Source organism: Cryobacterium sp. SO2, from assembly GCF_026151165.2.
In the GTDB taxonomy this organism is placed as follows: domain Bacteria; phylum Actinomycetota; class Actinomycetes; order Actinomycetales; family Microbacteriaceae; genus Cryobacterium.
Map to the genome: position 1 here is coordinate 923,717 of NZ_CP117849.1, position 22,762 is coordinate 946,478.

Annotated in this window: 23 protein-coding genes; 12 read left to right on the plus strand and 11 right to left on the minus strand. The window is 70.9% G+C overall.

Annotated elements, in window-relative coordinates:
* Positions 1 to 51: 51 nt before the first annotated feature.
* The 3 genes from BJQ94_RS04195 to BJQ94_RS04205 all read right to left on the minus strand — a co-directional run bounded on the left by BJQ94_RS04195 (position 52) and on the right by BJQ94_RS04205 (position 2,411).
* On the minus strand, positions 52 to 828 hold the full coding sequence (locus BJQ94_RS04195; protein WP_265400821.1) for an arginase family protein: 777 nt from the start codon (positions 826 to 828) through the stop codon (positions 52 to 54).
* Between the two features lie 131 nt (positions 829 to 959).
* Positions 960 to 1,619, minus strand: coding sequence for an NADPH-dependent F420 reductase (locus BJQ94_RS04200; protein ID WP_265400822.1), 660 nt, complete (start codon positions 1,617 to 1,619; stop codon positions 960 to 962).
* Between the two features lie 60 nt (positions 1,620 to 1,679).
* Complete coding sequence (locus tag BJQ94_RS04205; protein ID WP_265400823.1) at positions 1,680 to 2,411, minus strand: PspA/IM30 family protein; 732 nt, start codon at positions 2,409 to 2,411, stop codon at positions 1,680 to 1,682.
* Positions 2,412 to 2,560: 149 nt separating this feature from the next.
* Here BJQ94_RS04205 and BJQ94_RS04210 point away from each other — a divergent pair, with 149 nt between their 5' ends.
* Genes BJQ94_RS04210 through BJQ94_RS04225 form a run of 4 tightly spaced genes read left to right on the plus strand, consistent with a single transcriptional unit; the run spans position 2,561 to position 6,046 of the window.
* A complete protein-coding gene (locus BJQ94_RS04210) occupies positions 2,561 to 3,112 on the plus strand; it encodes an alpha/beta hydrolase (RefSeq protein ID WP_265400824.1) in 552 nt (183 codons plus the stop codon).
* The gene (locus BJQ94_RS04215) at positions 3,112 to 4,443 is read left to right on the plus strand and encodes a M20/M25/M40 family metallo-hydrolase (RefSeq protein ID WP_265400825.1); all 1,332 of its coding nucleotides are present in this window, start codon (positions 3,112 to 3,114) and stop codon (positions 4,441 to 4,443) included. The genes BJQ94_RS04210 and BJQ94_RS04215 overlap by 1 nt, the downstream gene beginning before the upstream one ends.
* Positions 4,440 to 4,940, plus strand: coding sequence for a GNAT family N-acetyltransferase (locus tag BJQ94_RS04220; protein WP_265400826.1), 501 nt, complete (start codon positions 4,440 to 4,442; stop codon positions 4,938 to 4,940). The genes BJQ94_RS04215 and BJQ94_RS04220 overlap by 4 nt, the downstream gene beginning before the upstream one ends.
* Complete coding sequence (locus BJQ94_RS04225) at positions 4,937 to 6,046, plus strand: FAD-dependent oxidoreductase (protein ID WP_265400827.1); 1,110 nt, start codon at positions 4,937 to 4,939, stop codon at positions 6,044 to 6,046. Before BJQ94_RS04220 ends, BJQ94_RS04225 begins: the two co-directional genes overlap by 4 nt.
* A 168-nt stretch (positions 6,047 to 6,214) precedes the next feature.
* Here the strand turns inward: BJQ94_RS04225 and BJQ94_RS04230 are convergent, their stop codons facing one another.
* Positions 6,215 to 8,356: a TPM domain-containing protein gene (locus BJQ94_RS04230; protein ID WP_275875557.1), complete on the minus strand. Its 2,142-nt coding sequence runs from the start codon at positions 8,354 to 8,356 to the stop codon at positions 6,215 to 6,217.
* 165 nt (positions 8,357 to 8,521) lie between these two features.
* Between BJQ94_RS04230 and BJQ94_RS04235 the strand changes: the two genes are divergently transcribed.
* Complete coding sequence (locus tag BJQ94_RS04235; protein ID WP_265400829.1) at positions 8,522 to 9,310, plus strand: gamma-glutamyl-gamma-aminobutyrate hydrolase family protein; 789 nt, start codon at positions 8,522 to 8,524, stop codon at positions 9,308 to 9,310.
* A gap of 14 nt (positions 9,311 to 9,324) precedes the next feature.
* Here the strand turns inward: BJQ94_RS04235 and BJQ94_RS04240 are convergent, their stop codons facing one another.
* A complete protein-coding gene (locus BJQ94_RS04240) occupies positions 9,325 to 9,855 on the minus strand; it encodes a TetR family transcriptional regulator (RefSeq protein ID WP_265400830.1) in 531 nt (176 codons plus the stop codon).
* Positions 9,856 to 9,961: 106 nt separating this feature from the next.
* Between BJQ94_RS04240 and BJQ94_RS04245 the strand changes: the two genes are divergently transcribed.
* Entirely contained in the window at positions 9,962 to 11,518 is a 1,557-nt protein-coding gene (locus BJQ94_RS04245; protein ID WP_265400831.1) for an MFS transporter, read from the plus strand.
* Between the two features lie 185 nt (positions 11,519 to 11,703).
* Positions 11,704 to 12,153: a hypothetical protein gene (locus BJQ94_RS04250; protein WP_265400832.1), complete on the plus strand. Its 450-nt coding sequence runs from the start codon at positions 11,704 to 11,706 to the stop codon at positions 12,151 to 12,153.
* Here BJQ94_RS04250 and BJQ94_RS04255 read toward each other — a convergent pair whose 3' ends face one another.
* Complete coding sequence (locus BJQ94_RS04255) at positions 12,154 to 14,343, minus strand: heavy metal translocating P-type ATPase (protein ID WP_265400959.1); 2,190 nt, start codon at positions 14,341 to 14,343, stop codon at positions 12,154 to 12,156.
* 29 nt (positions 14,344 to 14,372) lie between these two features.
* Entirely contained in the window at positions 14,373 to 14,603 is a 231-nt protein-coding gene (locus BJQ94_RS04260) for a cation transporter (protein WP_265400833.1), read from the minus strand.
* A 127-nt stretch (positions 14,604 to 14,730) separates the two neighbouring features.
* Between BJQ94_RS04260 and BJQ94_RS04265 the strand changes: the two genes are divergently transcribed.
* Both BJQ94_RS04265 and BJQ94_RS04270 read left to right on the plus strand, forming a co-directional pair.
* Positions 14,731 to 15,054, plus strand: coding sequence for a metal-sensitive transcriptional regulator (locus tag BJQ94_RS04265; RefSeq protein WP_265400834.1), 324 nt, complete (start codon positions 14,731 to 14,733; stop codon positions 15,052 to 15,054).
* Positions 15,055 to 15,149: 95 nt separating this feature from the next.
* Positions 15,150 to 16,274 (plus strand): low temperature requirement protein A, encoded by a 1,125-nt coding sequence (locus BJQ94_RS04270; protein ID WP_265400835.1) that lies wholly within the window; start codon positions 15,150 to 15,152, stop codon positions 16,272 to 16,274.
* Here the strand turns inward: BJQ94_RS04270 and BJQ94_RS04275 are convergent.
* Positions 16,253 to 16,840 (minus strand): hypothetical protein, encoded by a 588-nt coding sequence (locus BJQ94_RS04275; RefSeq protein WP_265400836.1) that lies wholly within the window; start codon positions 16,838 to 16,840, stop codon positions 16,253 to 16,255. The genes BJQ94_RS04270 and BJQ94_RS04275 overlap by 22 nt on opposite strands.
* Positions 16,841 to 16,979: 139 nt before the next feature.
* On the opposite strand from BJQ94_RS04275, the gene BJQ94_RS04280 reads away from it, so the two are divergent.
* Positions 16,980 to 17,768 carry a hypothetical protein gene (locus tag BJQ94_RS04280; RefSeq protein ID WP_265400837.1) on the plus strand — a complete coding sequence of 263 codons (789 nt, stop codon included), beginning with the start codon at positions 16,980 to 16,982 and terminating at the stop codon, positions 17,766 to 17,768.
* Here the strand turns inward: BJQ94_RS04280 and BJQ94_RS04285 are convergent.
* Entirely contained in the window at positions 17,765 to 19,303 is a 1,539-nt protein-coding gene (locus BJQ94_RS04285; RefSeq protein ID WP_265400838.1) for a carboxylesterase family protein, read from the minus strand. The genes BJQ94_RS04280 and BJQ94_RS04285 overlap by 4 nt on opposite strands.
* A 180-nt stretch (positions 19,304 to 19,483) precedes the next feature.
* Here BJQ94_RS04285 and BJQ94_RS04290 point away from each other — a divergent pair, with 180 nt between their 5' ends.
* A complete protein-coding gene (locus tag BJQ94_RS04290) occupies positions 19,484 to 19,918 on the plus strand; it encodes a hypothetical protein (RefSeq protein WP_265400839.1) in 435 nt (144 codons plus the stop codon).
* Positions 19,919 to 19,925: 7 nt separating this feature from the next.
* Here the strand turns inward: BJQ94_RS04290 and BJQ94_RS04295 are convergent, their stop codons facing one another.
* On the minus strand, positions 19,926 to 20,069 hold the full coding sequence (locus BJQ94_RS04295; RefSeq protein WP_265400840.1) for a hypothetical protein: 144 nt from the start codon (positions 20,067 to 20,069) through the stop codon (positions 19,926 to 19,928).
* A gap of 107 nt (positions 20,070 to 20,176) precedes the next feature.
* On the opposite strand from BJQ94_RS04295, the gene BJQ94_RS04300 reads away from it, so the two are divergent.
* On the plus strand, positions 20,177 to 22,177 hold the full coding sequence (locus BJQ94_RS04300) for an AarF/UbiB family protein (protein WP_265400841.1): 2,001 nt from the start codon (positions 20,177 to 20,179) through the stop codon (positions 22,175 to 22,177).
* Here BJQ94_RS04300 and BJQ94_RS04305 read toward each other — a convergent pair.
* Positions 22,134 to 22,730 (minus strand): CGNR zinc finger domain-containing protein, encoded by a 597-nt coding sequence (locus tag BJQ94_RS04305; protein WP_265400842.1) that lies wholly within the window; start codon positions 22,728 to 22,730, stop codon positions 22,134 to 22,136. The two genes, BJQ94_RS04300 and BJQ94_RS04305, sit on opposite strands and share 44 nt — an antisense overlap.
* Positions 22,731 to 22,762: the final 32 nt, after the last annotated feature.

The following is a 22,762-nucleotide window of genomic DNA, read 5'->3' on the forward strand; positions in this document are numbered from 1 at the left end:
CCCGAAAACCGGAGGTTTTCGGGGCCCAACTCACGGCTCGCGGACCTGAAATCAACGGGTGAGGGCGCCGATGATGCGCAGGATGCTGGGCAGGTCGTCGTTCGCGGCCTCGGGGGAGGACGGCGCGAACCCGGCGATGGTGGCTCCGGCCAGGGTGAATTCGGCGCGGAGAGCGGTGATCGCCGCGGTGAGGGACTCAACGGCCAACCCGAACGGGTAGATGTTCGAGAGCCCGACGATGGTGGCGGGGTCGAGCACGTCCAGGTCGATGTGCAGGTAGATGTGCGCGGCACCGGTGCGGCGCACCGCGGCGACAAGGACCTTGGGGCTACCGAAGCTCTCCACCGGCACCAGGGGGATGGCCTGCTCGGTGATGAAGACGTCCTCGGCCGGGTCGATGTCGCGCACACCGGCCAGCACCACGTGGTCTGGCGTGATGCGGGCATCCGGATCGAGTGCGAGCCCGTCGACACCCTCGCCGAGGATGGCGCGCAGCACCATGCCGCCGAAGCCGCCGGACTGCGACGACTCGCTGGTGTGCAGGTCGGGGTGCGCGTCGAACCAGACCAGCGCGACATCACCCGGGTGCCGGCGGGAGGCGTGCTCGACGGCCCCGAAGGACACCCCGCAGTCACCGCCGATCGTGAGCACCGGCTCGGAGCTCGCGCGCAGCACGGCCAGCTGCCGGTCGCGCACGGTCAGCAGCGACGAGAACCGGTGGATGCCGGTGTCGAGCGAGTCGCCGGCCTCGACGGGCACGTCCACCGGATAGGTCACCGAGAAGGGCAGGTCGCCCTTGATCGCCTCCGCCCCGTCGACGAGGCGCATTGCGCGCGGAGAAACGGAACCTTGCCACTGCGGGACGACCACGTAGTTGGGGGACACCACCCCAGTATGCTCCTCGGCCCCGCTCCGGCGCATCTGCCAGTTCGCGGGGTACGGGGCCGGGGCAACCCGGGTCAGACCGCCTGCGGCATGTCCCGGTAGCGCACGGCCGCGCTCACCGCTTCGCGCAGCTCGAACGCGTCCAGCCGCGGGCCGTAACCCGGGGTGTCGCGCTGGATGCGCCAGCTCTCGGTGAGCGGGCCGAGGTCGACAGTGTCGAAGCCGAACGTGTTCAGCAGGGCCGTGACGACCTCGCGGGAGTCGGGGTCGTTGCCGGCGATGACCAGCGCGCGCCGGTCCTCTGTGCCGGCGGGCAGGCCATCCGTGGTGAGGTCGGCGGCGTAGATGTGGTTGAACGCCTTCACCACGCGGGAATCAGGCAGCAGCTCCTGCAGCAGTTCAGCGGTGGTGGTGGTTTCTTCGTCAAGGGCGACGATGTTGCCGTCCCGCTGGGGGTAGTAGTTGTTGGTGTCGATCACGAGCTTGCCTGCCAGTTCGGCCAGCGGCAGGGTGTGGATCTGGTGCAGCGGGATGGTCACGATGACCAGGTCGCCGGCGGCGGCGGCCTCCGCGGGGAGGGCGGCGCGGGCGCGCGGGCCCAGCTCCTCGATCAAGGACTCGAGCGTGGCGGGGCCGCGGGAATTGCTCACCACGACGTCGTATCCGTTGGCCACACCGAGGCGGGCGAGTTGGCTGCCGATATTGCCGGCACCGATGATTCCGAGAGTAGTCATGCTGGTGGCAACCAGAAACGGCCGCGGGATGTTCCCGCGGCCGTTCTGGGTGACCTGGTGTTACTGCTCGATCGAGGAGGGCGAGCCGGCCTTGAGGGCGGCCAGTCGCGCATCCACCTCGGTGAGCTCGCCGAGGTCGTCGAGGCTCTCGAACTGCGCATCGAGGCTGGAGGCGGCGAGCTCGCTGGCGCCGCGCACCTTGGCCTCCTCGCGGCGGATCTTGTCTTCGAACCGGCTGACCTCGCTGGTCGGGTCCATGATGTCGATGCTCTTCACGGCGTCCATCACCTGGGCCTGAGCGGCGGCGGTCTTGGAGCGTGCGATGAGCTCGTCCCGCTTGGAGGTGAGCTGACCGAGCTTGGTCTTCATGGTGTTCAGGCCGGTCTTGAGCTGCTCCACGATGGCGGTCTGGCTCGCGATCTGCGGTTCGGCGTCCTTCGCTTCCTTCTCGGACTGCAGCTGACGGCCGAGCGCCACCTTGGCGAGGTTGTCGAACTTGTCGGCGTCGACGGCGTTGCCCGCCGTGCGCAGCTCGTCGGCCTTGCGGCTCGCGGCCAGGGCCTTGCGGCCCCACTCGCCGGCGGCCTGCACGTCTTCGCGGTGATCGTCTTCGAGCAGGCGCAGATTGCCGATGGTCTCGGCGATCGCGCTCTCGGCGTCGGCGATGCTGTTGGTGAAGTCACGCACCATCTGGTCGAGCATGAGCTTGGGGTCTTCCGCGGAGTCCAGCATCGCGTTGATGTTCGCCTTGGTGAGCTGGGCGATGCGGCCGAAGATCGACTGCTTGGTCATGTGAGTGTCCTTTCGAGGGGTGTCAACGCTTAGAAACTACCGCGTTCGGCTCCGAAAATGCCTGCATGATCCTCAGCGCACCGCTGCCCGGCCGAATCGCCGGATAGTGTGTTTTGCACACGCCGCACCGACCTTCGAGGACCACCACCATGCCCACCCCCCTGAGCTTGACGATCGTGCCGGGCATCAACGACTCCACCGAGAAGCACTGGCAGACCCGCTGGCAGGCAACCCAGTCGGATGCGGTGCGCATCCGCCCGGCGTCGTGGGACGAACCCGATCTGGAGAACTGGATTGCGGCCGTTGACGCGGCCGTCACCACTCCGGACACCATCATCGTGGCGCACAGCCTGGGCTGCCTGGCCGTCGGGGCGTGGCTGGTGCGGAACCCCGGCCGGGTGCGTGGCGCTCTGCTGGTGGCCCCGCCCGATCGGTTCGGACCCGATTTCCCATCGGCCGCCCCGACCTTCCGGCAGGCCGAACCGGCCGTGCTCGGCACCCCGGCCCTGGTGGTTGCCAGCGCCGATGACCCCTACTGTGCTCTCGGAATCGCGCGCACCCTCGCGGCATCCTGGGGCGCCGGGTTTGTCGAGGTGGGCAACCTGGGTCACATCAACATCGCCAGCAAGCTCGGCGCGTGGCCGGCCGGCCGCACCCTGCTCGATGAGTTCGCCGAGAGCCTGGCCGGGATGGTGCGCTGATGACCGACCCGGATGTGCTCACCCGCCAGACCGTCGACCTGCTGCGCGACCTCATCCGCAACGCCTGCGTGAATGACGGCACCCCGGACTCCGGCGGGGAGATCCGCAGCGTGCGCACCCTGGAGGGGTTCTTCGCCGGCTCGGGGCTCGACCTCGAGGTGGTGGAACCGCACCCGGGGCGGGCATCGCTGATCGCGCGCATCCGCGGCACCGACCCGGCCGCACCATCGCTCGCTCTGGTCGGCCACATCGACGTGGTCCCGGTGGACAGGGACGGTTGGAGCCGGGATCCGTTCGCCGCCGAACTCGTGGACGGGGAGATCTGGGGCCGGGGAGCCCTCGACATGCTCTATCTCACCGCGAGCTACGCCGTCGTGATCCGTGACCTGGCGATGGGCCCGTTCCGGCCGCGCGGCGACCTGATCTTCGCGGCCGTGGCCGACGAGGAAAGCGGCAGCCGGTACGGGGTGGGCTGGCTCACCGAGCACCGGCTCGACCTCATCGACGCCGACTTCGTGCTCACCGAATCCGGCGGGGCGCCCGTTGGCGTGCGGCCGTCGATCACCACCACGGTGGGGGAGAAGGGCATCGCCGGCCGGCGCCTGGTGGTGCACGGCACGCCAGGACACGGCTCCGCCCCCTGGGGTGCCCGCAACGCCGCCGTGACCGCGGCCGAAGCCGTGCTGCGGCTCGCGCGCTTCGAAGCGCCCGTGCAGATCACCGCCGACTGGCGGCACTACGTATCGGTGCTCGGCCTCCCCGCCGAACTGGCCGAGCGGCTCACCGACCCGGCCCGCATCGACGGCGCCGTGCACGAGCTGGGCAGCCTGGCCGGCTTCGCCCACGCCTCCAGCCACACCACCATCTCGCCCAACATCGTGCACGCCGGCGAGAAGGAGAACGTCATCCCTTCGCTGGCCACCGTGGACCTCGACATCCGGGTGCTGCCCGGCATCGACGCCACGCACGTGGACGCCTACCTGCGCCAGGCGCTCGGCGACCTGATGGTCGACATCGAGATCGTCGGCGACAGGTTCGAGGCCGCCACCCGCTCGCCCGTCGACACCCCGCTGTTCGCCGCGCTCAGTTCGGCCGTCGCACGCGCCTACCCGAACGCCGATCTGCTGCCGGTGCTCAGCGTCGGCGGATCCGACGCCAGGTTCTACCGTCGCCGCGGCATCCCCGCCTACGGGTTCGGCCTGCTCAGCCCGCGCTGGGACTACGGCACCTTCCGGATGCTGTTCCACGGCAACGACGAACGCATCGACGTGGCCTCAATCGCCCTCACCGTAGCCGCGCTCGACTTCACCGTGCGGGAGGTGCTCGCGTGACCACCGAAACCGGAAACGTGCAGCTGCACACCGTCGACTGGACCGACCCGCGCGCCGCCCTGCTCCGGGCGGCCATGGACGAGGAAGTCATGCCGCGCTACGCGGACCGTTTCGAGAACGTGAGCGCGGAGGAGGATGCCGCCCGGGATGCTGCGTTCGCCATCGACCCGGCCACCATGGTGCTCACCCTCATCGCCACCGTCGACGGGGTGCCCGCCGCCCACGCCGCGCTGCGTATGCTCGGTGAAGAATATGAACTCAAGCGTCTGGTCACCCTCGCGGAGTACCGTGGCCGCGGCCTCAGCAAGGCGCTCATCCGGGCGGTCGAGGACGCCGCATCCGCCCGCGGCGCCCGCCGCCTGATCCTGCAGACCGGCGACCGCCAGCCGGAGGCCGTGCGCCTCTACGAGCACCTCGGCTACACGCCCATCCCGATCTACCCGCCGTACGAAGCGATCTGGTTCTCGCTGTGCTACGAACGGATGCTGCCCGCATGATCACCCGCGTCGACACCCTGGTGATCGGCGGCGGCGCCATGGGCTCCGCGGCCGCCTGGGAGCTGGCCCGCCGCGGCCGCGAGGTGACCCTGCTCGAACGGTTCCAGCCCGGGCACACCAACGGCGCCTCTCACGGAGCGTCCCGCAACTTCAACCTCAGCTACTCCGACCCCACCTATGTGGCGATGCTCGTGGAGGCGCTGCGGCTCTGGCGCGAGCTCGAGGATGAAACCGACACGGGGCTGCTCGAGCAGGTGGGCCTGGTCAACCACGGCCAGGGCCAGCCGTTCGGGCAGGTGCACGCCGCCCTCAGCGGGGTGGGCTTCGACCCGGAGATGCTGTCGGTGGACGCGGCGCAGGAGCGCTGGCCGGGCATCCGGTTCGACACCGAGGTGCTCTACACGCCGGAGGCCGGTCGGCTGAACGCGAACGCATCGGTGACGGCCCTGCAACGGGCGGCCGCCGCCCGCGGCGCCCGTATCGAGCACGGCCTGCCCGCCACCAGCCTCACCGTGCAGGGCGACGACAGCGTGCTGGTGACGACCGAGAGTGAACAGTTCCAGGCCCGCCGCGCGATCGTCACTCTCGGCGCCTGGACCAGCTCGTTGCTCGGCGGCCTGCTGCCGCTGCCGCGGTTGGTGGTGACTCAGGAACAGCCTGCGCACTTCGCCGCCCTCGACACGAGGTTCACCTGGCCGGGCTTCAACCACGGCTACCGGCCCGGCACCGCCGGCTACGAGTACTGGCGTTCACCCGTGTACGGCATGCACACGCCCGGGGAGGGCATCAAGGCCGGCTGGCACGGCGTGGGCTCTGTGGTCGACCCCGATCACCGCGACTTCACCTCGGAGCCCGACCAGCTGCTGGCGCTCCGGCGCTACGCACGGGAGTGGCTGCCCGGCGCCGACCCGGACGACTTCACTGAGATCAGCTGCACCTACACGACCACCCCGGACGAGAACTTCGTGCTCGACCGCCGGGGCCCCGTGATTGTCGGCGCGGGCTTCTCCGGCCATGGCTTCAAGTTCACCCCCACCGTCGGCCGCATCCTCGCGGACCTCACCGTGGGCGTGCCCGCCCCGGCCCTGTTCGCGCTCGGGCGGTAGCCGGGAGCGTTCGCGCCCAGTTGCCGCAAAGTGCCCCTTCCCGGCGCCGGAAGGGGGGATTTGCCGCAAGTCGACGAAGGACTCTTCGCCCAGTTGCCGCAAAGTGCCCCTTCCCGCTCGTCGAAGGGGTCATTTGCGGCAAGTCGGGGCTCGCCAGGCGCCGGCCGGTTAGAAGCGCCCGCCGCCGCCGCGCCGGCCACGGGTGCCGCTGCCGCCGAAGCTGCCGGGGCTGCGGCCGCCGCCACCGAAACCGCCGCCGCTGCTGCGCCGACCGCCGCCGCCGCCCATCCCGCCGAAGCCGCCGCCACCGCCGCCACCGAACAGACCGCCGCCGCCCCCGAGCACCTGGCCGATCAGGATGCCGCCGAGCACGGCGCCCATCGAGCCATTGCTGCCGCCGCGCCTGCTGGTCCCGCCGCCGCCGAAGAAGTCGCCGAAATCGTCGTTGTTCGAGAAGCTGTCCACATCGCGCCGGGCCATGGCGCCGGCCTCCGCGGCCAGCGAGCCGGCCCGCTGGGAGACGGCCAGGGCCGCGGCCGGGTCAGTCGCCACGAGGGAATCGGCCTGGGCGGTGAGGCGGCTGGCCTCGGCCAGCCGGGTGCGCGCCTCCGCCCCGACGGCGCCGCGCCTGGCGGTGATGAAATCATCCGCCGCCGACACCTGGCTGCGCGCGGCCTGCAGGCTCTGCGCCAAAGCCGCCTGCAGTCGCTGCGCCTGCAGCTGGGCATCGCGCACACCCTGGAGCGCGGCATCCATGGTGGCGTTCGTGGCCTCGAGGGTCTGCAAGAGCTCGAGGGGGTTCACCGGCGGCGCCGCCAGCCGGGCACGCACCTCGGCGAGGGTCTGCTCAGTGCGCTCGATCACGCCGGGCGACAACGCGGGCAACGTGCGGGCGGTGACCAAATCGGTGTCCAGGTCGGCGAGCACCGCGGGGATGCCGGCTTCCGCCCGCTGCAGATCGGCGGCCAGCCTGTCGACGGCGTCGGTGAGTAGGTTGGCCTGGTCGACGGCCTCCTCCGCGGCCCGGATGTCGACGGCGGCGGCGCTCGCTTCGCCGGCGGCGAGCCGGGCGCGGGCCTCGGCCAGCGCATTGGTGGCGAAGGTGAGTCGTTCGGCGGCCTGGTCCGGGTTGTCGGCGACGGTGTCCAGCGCCGCGGCCGTGTACCGGGTCGAGAGGTCTGCCACCGTGGCCTCGGCCTGGTCCAGGCGGGTGTCGATGGCCGCCAGTTCGGTCGCCAGCGTCGCGGCCGCTGCCGGAGCGTTGGCCTCGAGTTGGCGCAGCTCGTCGAAGTCGGCGGCCTGCTCGTCGAGGGCATGGTTGGCCTCTGCGCACAGCGCGATGATCTGTCGGTACCAGGCTCGCACCTGCTCCTCGGTGTCGGGCTCGGCGTCGTCGAGACGCTGTTGCAGGGTGAACGCGTCGGCCAGTTTCGCCGAGGCGATGCCCACGGCCGCCTGGAACGGTTCGGCCGCCGCGGTGCCGTACTGGGCGACGGCGAAGCCCACCTCCTGACCGCTGGTCTTGATCGCGTCATCGGTCTCGATCAGGGCGCTGGATGCCTCCCGTTTCAGCTCCGCGGTCGGCACGTCGGCACCCGGCTGCCCCGGGCCGGCGAGGGGCGCCGTGCCGCGGCGGCGCAGCAGCACGATCACGATCACGATGATGCCGGCGACCACCGCGAGCACCAGCAGCACCGCGATCCAGAGCGGGAACCCGCCGCCGGAACTCGGGCTGGCATCACCCGGGGTGACGACAGGGTCCGACAGCGGTTCGCCGGCCACGCTCTGCTGCATCGCCGTCGCGCCGTTGATAGCGGCGCCGGCCCAATCGTTCTCGCGCAGCGACGGTTCGATGGCGGTGTTCTGCACCTCGGCCAGCTGGGCATCGTCGAGCACAAAATCGGATGCGACGGACAGCTGATACTGCCTGGCATCCGTGGCCACGGCCAGCAGCACGTCGTTGTCACCGAAGCCGTTGTTCACGGCGGTCTGGTCCGCCCAGGTCGACGTGTCGTCGACACCGTCGAAGCTCGACACATAGGCCACGAACAGGTCGATCTGAGTGTCGGCGAAGAGGGCGTCCAGCGCGGCGACGACCTCGGCTTCCCGGTCGCCGAGCGCACCCACGGTATCGACGATGTGGCTCTCCCCGAACGTCACCGGGTCGTCCGCCCTGGCGGCGAGGGGCTCGCCGAGCCCGCCGAGCACCCCGGCGCCCAGGAGCACCGCACCGGCCACGAGCCCTGCAATCGTCGGTCGGATGCGCGGGCGGCCTGGCTGCATGGGGTCCACTTCCTCTGATGCTGTCACGGGTGGCAGATTCCCATCGAGCATAGAACCCCCGGCCAGCACCGGCTAGGAAGCCTGACTGTTGCGCACTGTTACCTCCGACCGGACGCCCGCGGACGCCCTCGGGCACACTGGAACCCGCACCATCCGCAGCTCAACACCCGATCCCGTCACGAAAGGCGAGACATGACCACCCAGAATCTCGCCACCATGACGGCCCTGCCGGAGCCGGTCCGGCCCACCCTCGCTGTCGTCGAGGTCACCCGCAGCCGGCCCGACCGCCCCGAGTACCACGCCAAGGTGCAGACCCTCAACGCCACAGTCGTCGACGCCGGCACCCGCGGCGGCTGGACCGTCGTGCGCCTGGCCGCCGCCGACCTCGACCCGGCCGCGCTGCTCGACCTCACCGACTCGGCCGACGCCGTCGTCATCGTGGGCGGCGAAGACATCGACCCGCGCTTCTACGGCGCCCAGCCCGGCTACGAGGGCGAGACGACGCACTTCGTCGACGCCGACGAGGGCCAGATCGCGCTCGTGCAGCGCGCCGCCGACCGGGGCACTCCGTTGCTCGGCATCTGCCGTGGACTGCAGATCATCAACGTGGCCCTCGGCGGCGACCTCGTGCAGCACATCGACGACGGCATCCACCGCAACGTCGGCGTGCCGATCGATGACATCCTCTCCACCCACGACGTCGTGCTGCGCTCCACCAGCACCCTCGCCGCGGCCCTCGGCGACACCCGCATCTCGGTGCAGAGCGCCCACCACCAGAGCGTCGGCCGGCTCGGCGCCGGCCTGACGTCGGTGGCCACCGCCCCCGACGGCCTGGTCGAGGCCGTCGAGCACCGCACCGCGCCGATCACGGGCGTGCAGTGGCACCCAGAGGCCCCGGATGCGCCCGCCGCCCAGCTGCCCCTGCTGCTGGCGTCCCTGCACAACAAGCTCAAGGCGGCCGAGGTCGCTCAAGCCGCCTAGGTCGCTCAAGCCGCCTAGGTCGCTCGCGGGCGGAGCCGGGCCAGGAACGCGGGCACGTCGAGTTCGTGTTCGAAGGGCTCAGCCACCGTGGTGGCGTCGTAGTAGAGACCGTCGGCCAGCAGCATGGTGGCCCGGGCCAGCTCGGCGTCGCGCAGGTCGTCGTTGAGGATGTCGAAGTAGCGGCGGCGCATCTCCACGACCACGGCCCTGGCCTGGGGGTTGCGCCGCGCCAGGGTGCCGCCGGCCAGGGTCGCCCGGTCCAACGGGCTGTTGACGTATTCCGCCAGGCTCACGTAGTAGGCGGCGGCGCCGTTCGGGGCGATGCGCATCCGCTCGTACTCGGCAGCCGCGAGGGTCTCGAGCCTGTCGATGAGCGCGGTCTCCAGGCCGTCGCGGGAACCGAAGTGGTAGAGCAGCCCGCCCTTGGTCACGCCCGCCGCCTTGGCGACGGCGTCGAGCGACGCGCCGGAGCCGCTCGTGCTGATGAGCAGTTCCTGGAACGCGGTGAGGATGCTTTCCCGTGCGCTGTCTCGATGTTGGGCCATGCTGGCCACTTTACTGTACTTGGTGGTATAGTCGATATCTGCTGTACCGAATGGTGCAGTAAAACTCGCCGTTCCGTTCGGAACCCCGTACTTCAGCCAGGTAGACATGAGCACGACAGCCACCATCCGCACCCACCCAGACGACTCCCGACGGGTCGGTTCGACGCCCCGCGCCGGCCGCCGCGAATGGCTGGGCCTGGTGCTCTTGATGCTGCCCGTGCTGCTGATCTCCGTGGACAACACCGTGCTCAGCTTCGCGCTGCCGGCCATCAGCCTCGACCTGCGCCCGAGCAGCACCACGCTGCTGTGGATCGTGGACATCTACCCGCTCGTGCTGGCCGGCCTGCTCGTGGCGATGGGCACCCTCGGCGACCGCGTCGGCCGCCGCCGGCTGCTGCTCATCGGCGCCACCGGCTTCGGGGTGGTGTCGGTGCTGGCCGCCTTCGCGCCCACCGCCGAACTGCTCATCGCGGCCCGCGCGGTGATGGGCTTTTTCGGTGCCATGATCATGCCGTCCACGCTGTCGCTGCTGCGCAGCATGTTCCGGGATGCCCGCCAGCGCACCCTGGCCATCGCCGTCTGGGCCGGCGCGTTCGCCGCCGGCTCGAGCCTCGGGCCCATCGTCGGCGGTGTCGTGCTCCAGCACTTCGCCTGGGGCGCGGTGTTCCTCATCGCGGTGCCGTTCCTGCTGCCGCTGGTCGCGTTCGCCGGCTGGCTCGTTCCGGAGTCGAAGGACCCGGCCCCGCTTCGTATCGATGTGGTCAGCGTCATCCTCTCGCTGCTCACCCTCGCGCCCCTGGTCTTCGCGATCAAGACCCTCGCCCACGATGGCATCGTGCCGCTCGGCGTCGCCGCCCTGGTGCTGGGCCTCGCCGCTGGCGCGCTGTTCCTGCGCCGGCAGCTGCGGATCGACAACCCGCTGCTGGACCTCAGCCTGTTCCGGCACGCCCCGTTCGCCGGGTCGGTGTTGGCGAACTTCCTCGCCGTGTTCAGCCTGGTCGGCTTTCTCTTCTTCGTGTCGCAGCACCTGCAGCTCGTGCTCGGCCTCGACCCGCTCGCCGCGGGCCTGCTGCTGCTGCCGGGCGCCGTGCTGTCGGTGTGCGCCGGCCTGGCCGCGGCCTTCATCGTGCGCCGGGTGCCGCCGCGCCTGGTGATCGTGGGCGGAATCCTGCTCTCGGCGGCGGGCTTCGGCCTGATTGTGCTCCTGCGCGAGAACCTCAGCGCGGGGGTCATCATGCTCGCGTTCGGCGTGCTCTCGGTGGGCGTGGGTGCGGCGGAGACCATCTCCAACGACACCATCATCAGCTCGGTGCCGCCGGAGAAGGCCGGAGCGGCGGCCGGGGTCTCCGAGACCGCGTACGAGCTCGGCGCTGTCCTCGGCACGGCCGTGCTCGGCGCGATCCTCGCGGCCTCGTACCGGGCCTCGGTGGTGCTGCCCGACGGCCTGGGCCGCGGGGCGACGGCCCAGGCTGGTGAAACCCTCGGCGGTGCGCTCGGTGTGGCCGGCGAGCTGCCGGCCACGCAGGCATCCGCTCTCGCGGAGTCGGCCAGGGCGGCGTTCGACAGTGGGGTGGGGGTCACCTCGATCATCGCCGTGGTGCTCATGCTCGTGGCGGCCGCGGTCGTGCAGCTGAGCATGCGCCCTCGCCGCGCCCGCGCCTAGTTCCGGGCCCGCCCGGTTCTCCGCGGATGCGTGACCCGCGACTTCGGTCAAAGTGCCCCTTGGGCGCCGGCGAAGGGGGCTTTTGCGGCAAGTCGGCGGATGCGGCAAGTCGAGGGACAGGCGCAGCCGCAGGCGCAGGACCACGGGCCCTCGCGGACCCGCTGCCGTCGGGCGATACTCGGAGCATGACAGTCACGGGAACCCACCGCGTCCAGTCGCCGAGCCGCCCGGCCGGCAGCCGGTCCGGCGTTGAGAAAGCCCTGATCGCGCTCGAGGCGGTCACCAGTGTGACGGCGCTGGCCGGCGGGGTGCTGCTGATGGTCGCACCGGACGGCTCCCTACTGATGGCCGATGCCGCGGCCCTGAACGGCACTCCGTTCAATGACTGGCTGGTACCCGGCGCGGCCCTCACCCTCTTCGTGGGCGTCGGCTTCGCGGTCGCCGGCGTCTGGCAGTGGCGCCGAGGGCCGTACGCCCGCTACCTCTCGCTGGCCGCGGGCATCGGGCTGGTCGTGTTCGAGATCGTGCAGTTCTCGGTGATCGGGTTCCACCCGCTGCAGGCCGTCTTCGGCCTCGTGGGGGCGGCGACAGCCGTGCTGGCCTGGCGCCTGCCGGCCTCCCGGCACGCGGTGTAGTTACGCGCGGAAGCCGCGCAGGCGCAGGCTGTTGCTCACCACGAACGCCGACGAGAGCGCCATGGCCGCGCCCGCGATGAGCGGGTTGAGCAGGCCGAGCGCCGCGAGCGGGATCGCGGCCACGTTGTAAGCGAACGCCCAGAACAGGTTGGCCTTGATGGTGGCCAGTGTTCGCCGCGACAACCGGATGGCGTCGACGACGGCGAGCAGGTCGGCGCGCACGAGAGTGATGTCGCTGGCCTCGATGGCCACGTCGGTGCCCGTGCCCATGGCGATGCCGAGGTCGGCGGCCGCCAGCGCCGCGGCGTCGTTGACTCCGTCGCCCACCATCGCCACCACATGACCGGCGGCCTGCAGCGCGCGCACCCGCTCCACCTTCTCGGCGGGCAGCACCCCCGCGAAGACCTCGGGGATGCCCACCTGATCGGCCACGGCGCGGGCAGCGGCGGGGTTGTCGCCGGTGAGCAGCACCGGGGTGAGGCCGAGGGCCACCAGCCGCGCCACGGCAGCGGCGCTCGTGGGCTTGACCTCGTCGGCCACGGTGAGGATACCCCGCGCCACGCCGTCCCAGGCCACGGCCACGGCGGTCTGGCCGCGCGCCTCGGTGGCGTCGAGGGCGGCGCGCAGGTCACCGGGCAGCTCGACCTGCCAGGCCTCGGCCAGCCAGCGCGGCCGGCCCACGAGCACCAGGTGGCCGTCGACGCTGGCCTGCACGCCGAAACCCTGCGCCGAGGCGAACGCCGTGGCGGCAGGCAGCCGGCCGACCCGGTCGGCCGCACCGTTCGTGATGGCCAGGCCGATCGGATGCTCCGACCCGGCCTCGGCCGCGCCGGCCAGTCGCAGAAGTTCGTCCTCGGGCAGGCCGGCCGTGGTGTGCACGCCGAGCAGCGCCATCCGCCCCGTGGTCACGGTGCCGGTCTTGTCGAGCACGATGGTGTCCACCTGGCGGGTGGACTCCAGCACCTGCGGGCCGCGCAGGAGGATGCCCAGCTGCGCGCCGCGGCCGGTGCCCACGAGCAGGGCCGTGGGCGTGGCCAGGCCCAGCGCGCACGGGCAGGCGATGATGAGGGTGGCCACGGCCGCGGTGAAGGCCTGCTCGGCGCTGGCGCCGAGCATCAGCCAGGTGCCGAGGGTGACCAGAGCGATGACGAAGACGATGGGCACGAACACGGCGGAGACCCTGTCGGCGAGCCGCTGCACTGGTGCCTTGCCCGATTGCGCCTGCTCCACCAGCCGGCCGATGCGGGCCAGCTCGGTGTCGGTGCCCACCCGGGTGGCGCGCACGGTGAGCCGGCCGCCGGCATTGACGGTGGCGCCCACCACGGTGTCGCCCTGGCCCACCTCGACGGGAACGGGCTCGCCGGTGAGCAGGCTGGTGTCGATGGCCGAGGCGCCGTCCACGACCACACCGTCGGTGGCGATCTTCTCGCCCGGGCGCACCACGAACAGGTCGCCCACCATCAGCTCGCCGATCGGGATGCGCGCTTCCGCGCCGCCGCGGAGCACGGCCACGTTTTTGGCGCCCAGGTTCAGCAGCGCCTCGAGGGCCGCGCCAGACCGGGTCTTGGCACGGGCCTCGAAGTAGCGGCCGGCGAGGATGAACACGGTCACGGCGGCCGCGACCTCGAGGTAGATCTCGGAGGATCCGGAGGATGCCATGCTGAAGTCCAGCTGCATGGTCATGCCGGCCTGACCGGCGTCGCCGAGGAACAGGGCATAGAGCGACCAGCCGAACGCCGCGAGCACGCCGACGCTGATCAGGGTGTCCATGCTGGCGGCGCCGTGCCGGGCATTCAGCCAGGCCGCCCGGTGAAACGGCCACGCGCCCCAGACGGCCACCGGTGCCGCGAGGGTGAGGGCGAGCCACTGCCAGTCGGTGAACTGCAGGGCCGGCACCATCGAGAGCAGGGTCACCGGGATCGCCAGTGCGCTCGAGACCAGCAGTCGCTGGCGGAGCGCCAGTGTGTCGGCATCCAACTCAACGGCGGCGGCTGCCGGTGCGGCGGCGGGCGGCGCGGGCAGCCTGGCGGTGTAGCCGGTGGCCACGATGGTGGCGATGGCGTCGTCGATGCTGGTGCCCTCCGGCAGCCGCACTGTGGCCTTGTCGGTGGCGTAGTTCACGGTGGCCTCGACGCCGGGCAGCCGGTTGAGTTTCTTCTCGATGCGGGCGGCGCAGGACGCGCAGGTCATGCCGCCGACCAGGAGGTCGACGGGCTCGCTCACGCGGCCGGCCCCTGCAGCTGGTAGCCGGCTTCGTCGATGGCGGCGCGGATGTCGGCGACCCCGGGGGCCGCGGCGCTGGTGACGTGCACGGTGCTGGTGGCGCCGGCCACGAGGTCGACGGTGACGGCGCTGACCCCCGGCACCAGGGACACCTCCTCGATGACGCTGGCGACGCAGTGGCCGCAGGTCATTCCGGTGACGAGGTAGTCGGTGCTGATGGGAGCCATGATGCGAACCTTCTCTGCTGGTGAGTCGCTGTGCTGGTGAGCCGTCGGGGATACCCCCTCCGGGTACTCTAGCGTACATTCGTGATACCGTGAGGGGGTATAGGGTCCCGACAGCCAGGAGCGCACCATGACGACCGCAGACCACCCCGCTGACCACTCCCACGACGGCCCGCACGGCTATATCTCCAACAAGGACGACTACCTCAAGCGCCTGCGCCGCATCGAGGGCCAGGCGCGCGGCCTGCAGGGCATGGTCACCGACGACAAGTACTGCATCGACATCCTCACTCAGGTCTCGGCCATGACCAGTGCGCTGCAATCGGTGGCCCTCGGCCTGCTCAACGACCACCTCAGCCACTGCGTCGTCGACGCCGTCGCGACCGGCGGCGACGAGGCGCAACTCAAGCTCAAGGAAGCCGGCGACGCGATCGCCAGGCTCGTGCGTTCGTAGGCTCCCTCTCGCCCTAGGCTGTGCGCATGACGGATGCGGGCGGCTTCAGAATCCACCGGCCCATGCGGGCGCGGGACACAGACGAGGCGCACCGGGTGGCTAGCCCACTCGAGCTGCTTTTCGACCTCACCTTCGTGGTGGCGGTGGCCCAGCTCGTGGTGGAGCTCGCACACGGCATCGAGGGCGGCCACGGTCTGGAGGAGATCGGCCCGTTCCTGATGGTGTTCTTCGCCATCTGGTGGGCCTGGATGAACTTCACCTGGTTCGCGTCTGCCTACGACACCAACGACGTGCCGTACCGGCTGCTCACCATGCTGCAGATGGGCGGGGTGCTCGTGCTCGCCGCTGGCGTGCCGGGCGCGTTCGCCGAGCAGGACTTCCGCGCCATCACGGTGGGCTACCTCATCATGCGGATCGGCCTGGTGGCCCAGTGGCTGCGGGCCGGCTTCGAGCATCCGGCCAGCCGGGCGACGGCCTGGCGGTACGCGGCGGGGGTGAGCCTGGTGCAGATCGGCTGGCTGGCCCGTCTGGCCTTGCCGGCGGACCTCGGCGTGGCCTTGTTCGTCGTGCTCGCCGCCCTCGACCTCGCCGTGCCGGTGTGGGCGGAGCGCACCGGCGCGACGTTCTGGCATCCGCATCACATCAGCGAGCGCTACGGCCTGTTCACCATCATCCTGCTTGGTGAGAGCGTGCTGGCGGCCACCGCCGGCGTGCAGGATGCGCTGGGCGAGGCCGGCGTGAGCGGCGACCTGGTGCTCGTGTCGGCCGCGTCGCTGGTGACCCTGTTCGCGCTCTGGTGGTTGTACTTCCTTGAACCGGCGGGGGAGGGGCTCGCCGACAAACGCAGCCGCTCCTATCTCTGGGGCTATGGGCACTACTTCGTGTTCGCGTCCCTCGCCGCCCTCGGCGCCGGGCTCGAGGTGGCGGTGGCCGAGGCCGGGCATCACCTCGACGTGGCTCCGGTGGCGCTCGGCTATGCCGTGGCCATCCCGGTGGGGGTCTTCCTGGTTCTGCTCTGGGCGGTGCACGCCGTGCTGGTCTCCAGGTCGCAGATCCGGCCGGTCGTGATCCTGCCGACCGCGGGTCTCGTGCTGCTGGTTCCGTTGCTCGCCGCGGCGGTCGGGGTGACCGTTGTCGTCGTCATCGTCGCTGCCCTGTGCGTTTTCGTCGTGACGGTCACCCTCGCCGACCGGGCGCGTCAGCCCATCGGCGCCCAGTAACCGACCCGGCAGAGCAACAGAGTCTCGCTGTCGGCGTCGGCCGGCGCCTCGATCGCGGGCGGGAAGACACCCATGGCCCGGAAGCCGTCGATCTGTGGACCGATCACCTCCCAGAGGATCTCCACCAGCGGCGCCGGCAGCGAATAGTCCCAGCCGAGCTGCCGGGCGATCGACCAGGCCTGGAAGGCCCGGTAGGTGCTGGTGTGCTCCAGGTAGTCCTGCACCGGGAAGTCCCCGTAGCTCAGGTGCACGATCGCGTCCGGGTCGAGATCCTCGTTCACGGCCGCGGTGGCGAGGTCGTTCAGCCTGTCGTAGGCCGCGACCGGGTCGTCGCCGAGCAGGTCGCCGTTGTAGCTGTCGCCGGCGTCGTCGATCGTGCGTCCGTGCAGCACATCAGGCACCCAGGCCTCGTCGCGGGCATGAGCGGCCAGGATGTCCCGGACGGTGGGGTTGGGCGTTCTCGACCACTCGGCCGGCGCGGGCCGGTCGAGCTGGTCTGGCGTGATCCGGTCGATGACGGAGCGCAACGCGGCATCCGCCTGGAGGAAGAGCTCTTTCTGCTTCATGCGGGCACGGTAACACGCGCCGCCGACGACAGGGCGGCGGCGGGGTGACGGCGTGGTGCGCGGCGCTCGCTGGCAATCGCCTCCGAAAGCGGGCAGTAATCACGGAGGGCGCCCAGCCAACGTGGGTAGCATCAGGCTGATGTCAACCGTTCACGCCACAGCCAGGATCGTAGGTCGGTCGTCCGTTGTTGTCATTCTCCTAGCGCTCGTCCTGAGCGGATGCTCCGGTGCCGGCGCCACGAACGGCAACGCGTCGGCGACGGCGCAACTGGGCAACTCGGCGGACGCCGCCGCGACCCAGGCGCCGACGCCGGCACCCACCGCGGAGCCGACCGGCTGCCCGGCGAACTCCGGCACGGTACCCGACGGCGCTGTCACCGCCGAGATCGCCGATATCGACGGCGACGGCGAGAACGACACCGAGTGGTACTCGGAGGCCACTGTGCCGTTCGAGTACGGCATCACCACGGCATCCGGCGCCACCATCACCCTCGCCGACGGCCTGGCCGGCCCCAACTCGCACAGCGGCTGGACGGCGCAGCTGCACAACGGTGTTGTCGTCACCGTGCTCGACGACGGCAGGGGCGCCGACCTGTACGCGTTCGTGGAGTGCGCCTTCGTCACCCCGATCGGGGTTGATGCCCGGCCGTATGCCTTCGACATGCAGAACCTGCGCGGCTACGGCACCGGGGTCGGCTGCCTCGAGGTGGAGGGCGGCCTCGAACTGAACGGGCTGCAGGTCACCGAGAACCGCGACGGCAGCTATGCGCTGATGGCCACGGGCATCACGGTGTCCGACGACGGCCTGACCGCTATGAACGGCTATACCGCGGTGGCGGCGGCCCTGGCGGCGGATGACCGCCGAGTCGTCGAGGCGCGCACCTCCTCCTGCGCAGACACCCCCGTGGTCAGTACCAGCGGCCGCTAGGGCGCCAGCGCCGCTTCGACGGCATAAGCATCGGGATCGTAGCCCGACCGGACATCGAATCGCATGGCACCGTGTGCCTGCCCTGAGCTGGCTTGTGTGCCGGCCGCCGGCCAGGCGGCGTCTCCGTGGCTGATGAAGCGCACCCAGGCGGCGTGCATGGTGTCGGCCAGTGCCTGCGGCAGGTCGGTGCCGACGGAGTCGGGCACCCCCGGCGCGTCGAGGAGGTCCCAGGCGAACGGCAGATCGATGCAGTGGCCGGCGACCGTGGTGACCGGCGCCCTGAAGGCGAAGTCATAGAGCCAGGTGTTTCCGCCGGCACCGTGTGCGGCGCGCAGCCGGGCGGTGCGCAGGGCAGGCAGCCGGAACAGCGCCGACGTCGAGAGCTGGCCGCGCGCAAAGGATTCCCCGATTATCGACACCGCCCCGCGGAACGCGGCGACCCCGACCGGTGAGACGCCGGCGTGCACGAGAGCGGCCGCGACGGCGTCGAGACCGTCGGGAGACGGGAAGGCGAACTCATGCGCCGTCGAGCCGACCAACAGCGGCACGCCGGTGGCAGGGCCGGCGGCGATCGCCGGGCCCAGGGCCACGACCACGTCGCCGTCGATGACCGGGGCGAACGGGATGCCGGTGATGTCGGCATCCGGATCGTCTGCGACCGTGACGAGCTCACCGAGCGGCATGGTGGGGTTGAGGATGCCGCCGCCCTGCAGTGTTGCGCCCGGCTCGGCGTCGAGGATCGCCTCGGCAGGCACCGGCTGCCAGCCGGCGAGGTCGAGTGTGACGCCCAGCGTCGCGGCGAAACGTCGCCCGATCGCCTCCGCGTCGGCCCGGTCGATTCCGTAGACCGGTGCGGACTGCGCGATGACACCGCCGAACAGCCCGTGCGCGCGCGGTGAGGCCAGCAGCACCAACGCGCTGCCGGCTCCCGCGGACTGGCCGCCGATCGTCACCCGCTCGGGGTCGCCGCCGAAGGCGCGGATGTTGTCCTGCACCCACTGCAGGGCGGCGATCTGGTCGAGGATGCCGCGGTTCAGCGGGGCGCCGTCGATCCAGCCGAAGCCCTCGAAGCCCAGGCGGTAGGAGATCGTCACGACCACGACACCGTCCCGGTTGAACGAGGCGCCGTCGTACCAGGGGCTCGCGGGAGAGCCCGCAGAGTAGCCGCCGCCGTGGATCCAGACCAGGACCGGCAGTCCGGCCTCCGTCGCGCCCGGCGCCGGGGTGAACACGTTGAGGTTGAGGATGCCGTCGCCGGGAATCGAGGGCTCCGGAATCGTCGTCACCTCGGCGAGCTGGCGCCGCTGCGGGGTCGGCCCATAGGCGAGCGCGTCGCGTACCCCGGACCAAGGGGTGACGGGCGCCGGCGCGAGGAACCTGAGCTCGCCCACCGGCGGGGCCGCGAACGGAATGCCCAGGAACGCGGCGGAGCTGCCGCGCCAGCTGCCGCGCACCCGGCCGCTCCGGGTCTCCGCCTCCGGGGCGCCCACGTGGGCGCCGTTGTCGTCACCGGCGAGGTCGTTCGCGTCCGTCATAGCAGAATCGTAGCGACCGGGAGCCGCCCAAATTGCAATGACGGCGATCACCTGAAATTCTAGGCAGTGGGGGGCTTCGAGCGCGAGGTCCGAAAAGACAACGGAGAGAGCGCGACCATGCCGCACAGGGGGCTGAATCGGGGATCGCACGGACGAGCCGTTTTCGGTGCGGACAGCGTCGTGCGCCTCTTCCCCGACTACGCCGGCTCGGTGCTGTGGTTCCCGCATCCGGTCGCCTACGCGGACACCGGCCTCGACCCCGCGCTGGTGACCGATCTGATCCGGTGGGAGATCGGCTACTACGACTCCCTCGACGCCGACTTCGACTGGCGCAGTGCAGACCTGGCGAGCGCCTTCACGGCGGATGGCGTCGCCCTCGCCCTGCGCCTGGCCGTGCAGCTGGGTGCCGGGTTCGACATCGAGTTCGCGTCCTATGAGGCCGGCGTGGCCACGCGCCGGTTCCGCAGCGAGTTCCCCGCCGACAACCCCGGGGCCGCCGCCGCGTTCACGGCATTGGCCGGACACACCCGGGCGGCGGCACCCGCCCCGGCTGCGCTCACTCCGGCGGGGCTGACGGTCCCTCTCCGGAGATCTGCCCGGCCGCGTCGAGGGTGAGCCAGAGTCAGTCGACGATGAACAGCCTGGCGCCGGTCTCGGTGCTCGAGCGGTGAGCTTCCATGCCGGTGGAGACCGTGTAACTCTGGCCGGCGGTGAGCGACATCACGCGCCCGTCGTCGAGTTCGGTGCGCAGAGCGCCCTCGAGCACGTGGGTCTCCTTCGGGCGGGTAGGGGTGAGTTCAGACTAGTCAGCGCTGCCTGTTCATCCGGCCCGCGCTACCCTGTGCGCCAAAGCGACAGATTGTGGGGCATCCGGTGTTCGATTCGTTCTGGACGTGGATCGTGCTGGGTCTGATCGCTCTCGGCTATGCCGCCGCCATCGGCTTCGCCACCCGATCCCTGCTCGGCACCACGGTGGGATGGCTGCGCACCACCGTCGTGGCCGTGCTGGTGTTCGTGGGCTGCTGGCCGTTCGCGTACTTCACCGCCAGTCAGGCGCGGCTCATCGCCGCGGACGGCGGCCTCAAGGCGCCCGTGCTCGTGGTGGGGCTGTTCGTCGCGCTGGCGTTCGGCTGGGTCTTCGCGTTCGGCATGGCACTCCTGGTGGCCACCGAGGCGCTCTGGCCCACCACGGCGGCCAACCCGATCGATGCGTTCCGGGCCGCACTGCACCGGCGGCGCCGCACCAAGCGCTACCTGCAGATCCTCACCCTGCTCTCCAGGCACGGGATCGGCTGGATCGTGCGCGAACGGCCCGGTGCCGCCTCGCGGGAGCAAGGCGCGAGCGGCCGGGCGCCGGAGGCGCTGGTGTCGGCGATCAACGACGCCGGGGTCACCTTCGTCAAGCTCGGCCAGCTGTTGTCCACCCGTCGGGACCTGCTGCCGCACAGCTACATGACGGCCCTCGCTTCGCTGCAGTCGCGGGCGACGACGCTGCCGTGGCCGGCCATCCGCAGCGTGATCGAGGCGGAGATCGGTGGTCCGCTCGACACCGTGTTCGCGTCGGTGGACGAGGAACCGCTCGCGGCGGCATCCGTGGCGCAGGTGCACGCGGGAACGCTGCTCGACGGCACCCGGGTGGTGCTCAAGGTGCAACGACCCGCTGCCGCCGCGCAGGTCGCCGCTGACATCGACATCATTGTGCGACTCGCGCAGCGCATCGAGAACCAGACCACCTGGGGGAGTGAATTCGGGGTGGTGAACCTGGCCGAGGGCTTCGCCAAGTCGCTGCGCAACGAGCTGGACTACCGGGTGGAGTTCGCCAGCACGCAGCAGATCGGCAGCGTGGTCGCCTCCTCGGCCGCGGCCGAGGTACTCGTCGTGCCGCGGGTGTATGCCGCGGCGAGCACCCGGCGGCTGCTCACCATGGACCTCGTCGACGGGGTGCCGCTGAACGCGGCGGCCGCGCGTCTGGACGACCTGTGGCCGGAGGAACGGGCGGCGCTCGCCGCGGCCCTGCTCGATGCCGTGCTCGAACAGGTGATCGTGACGGGGATCTTCCACGGCGACCTGCACCCGGGCAACCTCATGCTGCGCGACGACGGGCGGCTGGGCATGATCGACTTCGGAAACGTCGGCGTGCTCGAGCGCAGCATGCGGGAGGGACTCGTGACGCTGCTGCTGGCGGCGGCCAACGACGATGACGTCGCCACGACGGATGCCCTGCTGCTCGTGGTCGACGCGCCGCCGGACGCCGATATCAAGGGGTTGCAACGCGACCTGGGCCGGATGCTCACGCTCGCCAGGCACAGCGCGGAAGGGGAGGGATCGATCTTCGCGGCGATGCTCGACACCGTGCGGGAACACCACCTGGCCATCCCCTCCACCCTGGGCCTGGCGCTCCGCTCGCTCACCACGCTCGAGCGCTGCCTGGCGATCCTCGACCCCGACTTCGACATGGTGGCCACGGCATTCGAGCGGGTGCCGCACTTCCTGCGCCGGTTGGTCACCCCGCGGTTGTTCCTCGGCTCGGCGCAGGCGCAGGCCGCCGTGCTGCGCACCACGGTGCGCCGGCTGCCCCGGCGGTTGGAGAGCATCAGCGCTGCCCTGGAAAAGGGCACCTTCAGCCTGCGGATCCGGGCGTTTTCCGAGCCGGACGACCGCTGGTGGCTGGGCTCCGTCGTGATCGAGACGGTGGGGGCGCTGATCGCCATCGCCGCCGTGAGCCTCGGTGTTGTGCTTGTGGTGTCCGACACCGGACCGGACCTGGTCTCCGGGGTGCGGCTCTACGCCTTCCTCGGCGCGACCGTGGGCCTGGTCGGTTTCGTGTTGATCATCCGCGCCCTGCGCCAGTTGTTCCTGCGCCGGCCGCACTGACGGTTGCCCCGGCGGCCCGCTGCCGGAACGCGATCATGTTCATGCGGTTGCCGCAGCGGATGCTGCAGAACCGCTTGGATCCGTTGCGGGAGAGGTCCGCCAGCAGACCGTCGCAGTCCTCCGCCGCGCAGGCGCGCAGCCGGCCGGTCTCGTCGGTGCGGATCACGTCGACCAGGGCCAGGCCCACCTCCACTCGGATCCGTTCGGCCAGCGGCGCATCCGGGTCGGTGGCGTGCAGGTGCCAGTCGAGGCCGTCGTGGCGCATGAGCCGGGGCCGGGCGAGGGCGGAGAGCAGCATGGTGTTCACGTCGAGCGCCGCGTCATCGCGGTCCATCGTCCAGATGCGGCGCAGCAGCTGCCGGGTTTCGCGTACCTCGGCCAACTCCGCCTCGGTCTGGTCGAGGCGTCCGGAGAACCGGTGCGCCACAAAAAGCGCCGCCAGCTGGGCGGGTGTGACGAGTTCGTCGATGCCGCTTTTCGTGGCGCCGGCGACTGTATTCGCGAGGTCGACGGTGAACGCCAGACTTGCTTCGGTGTCAGGGGCAAAATGCAAATTGACTCCTTACTTCCGACCAGACTATCTTC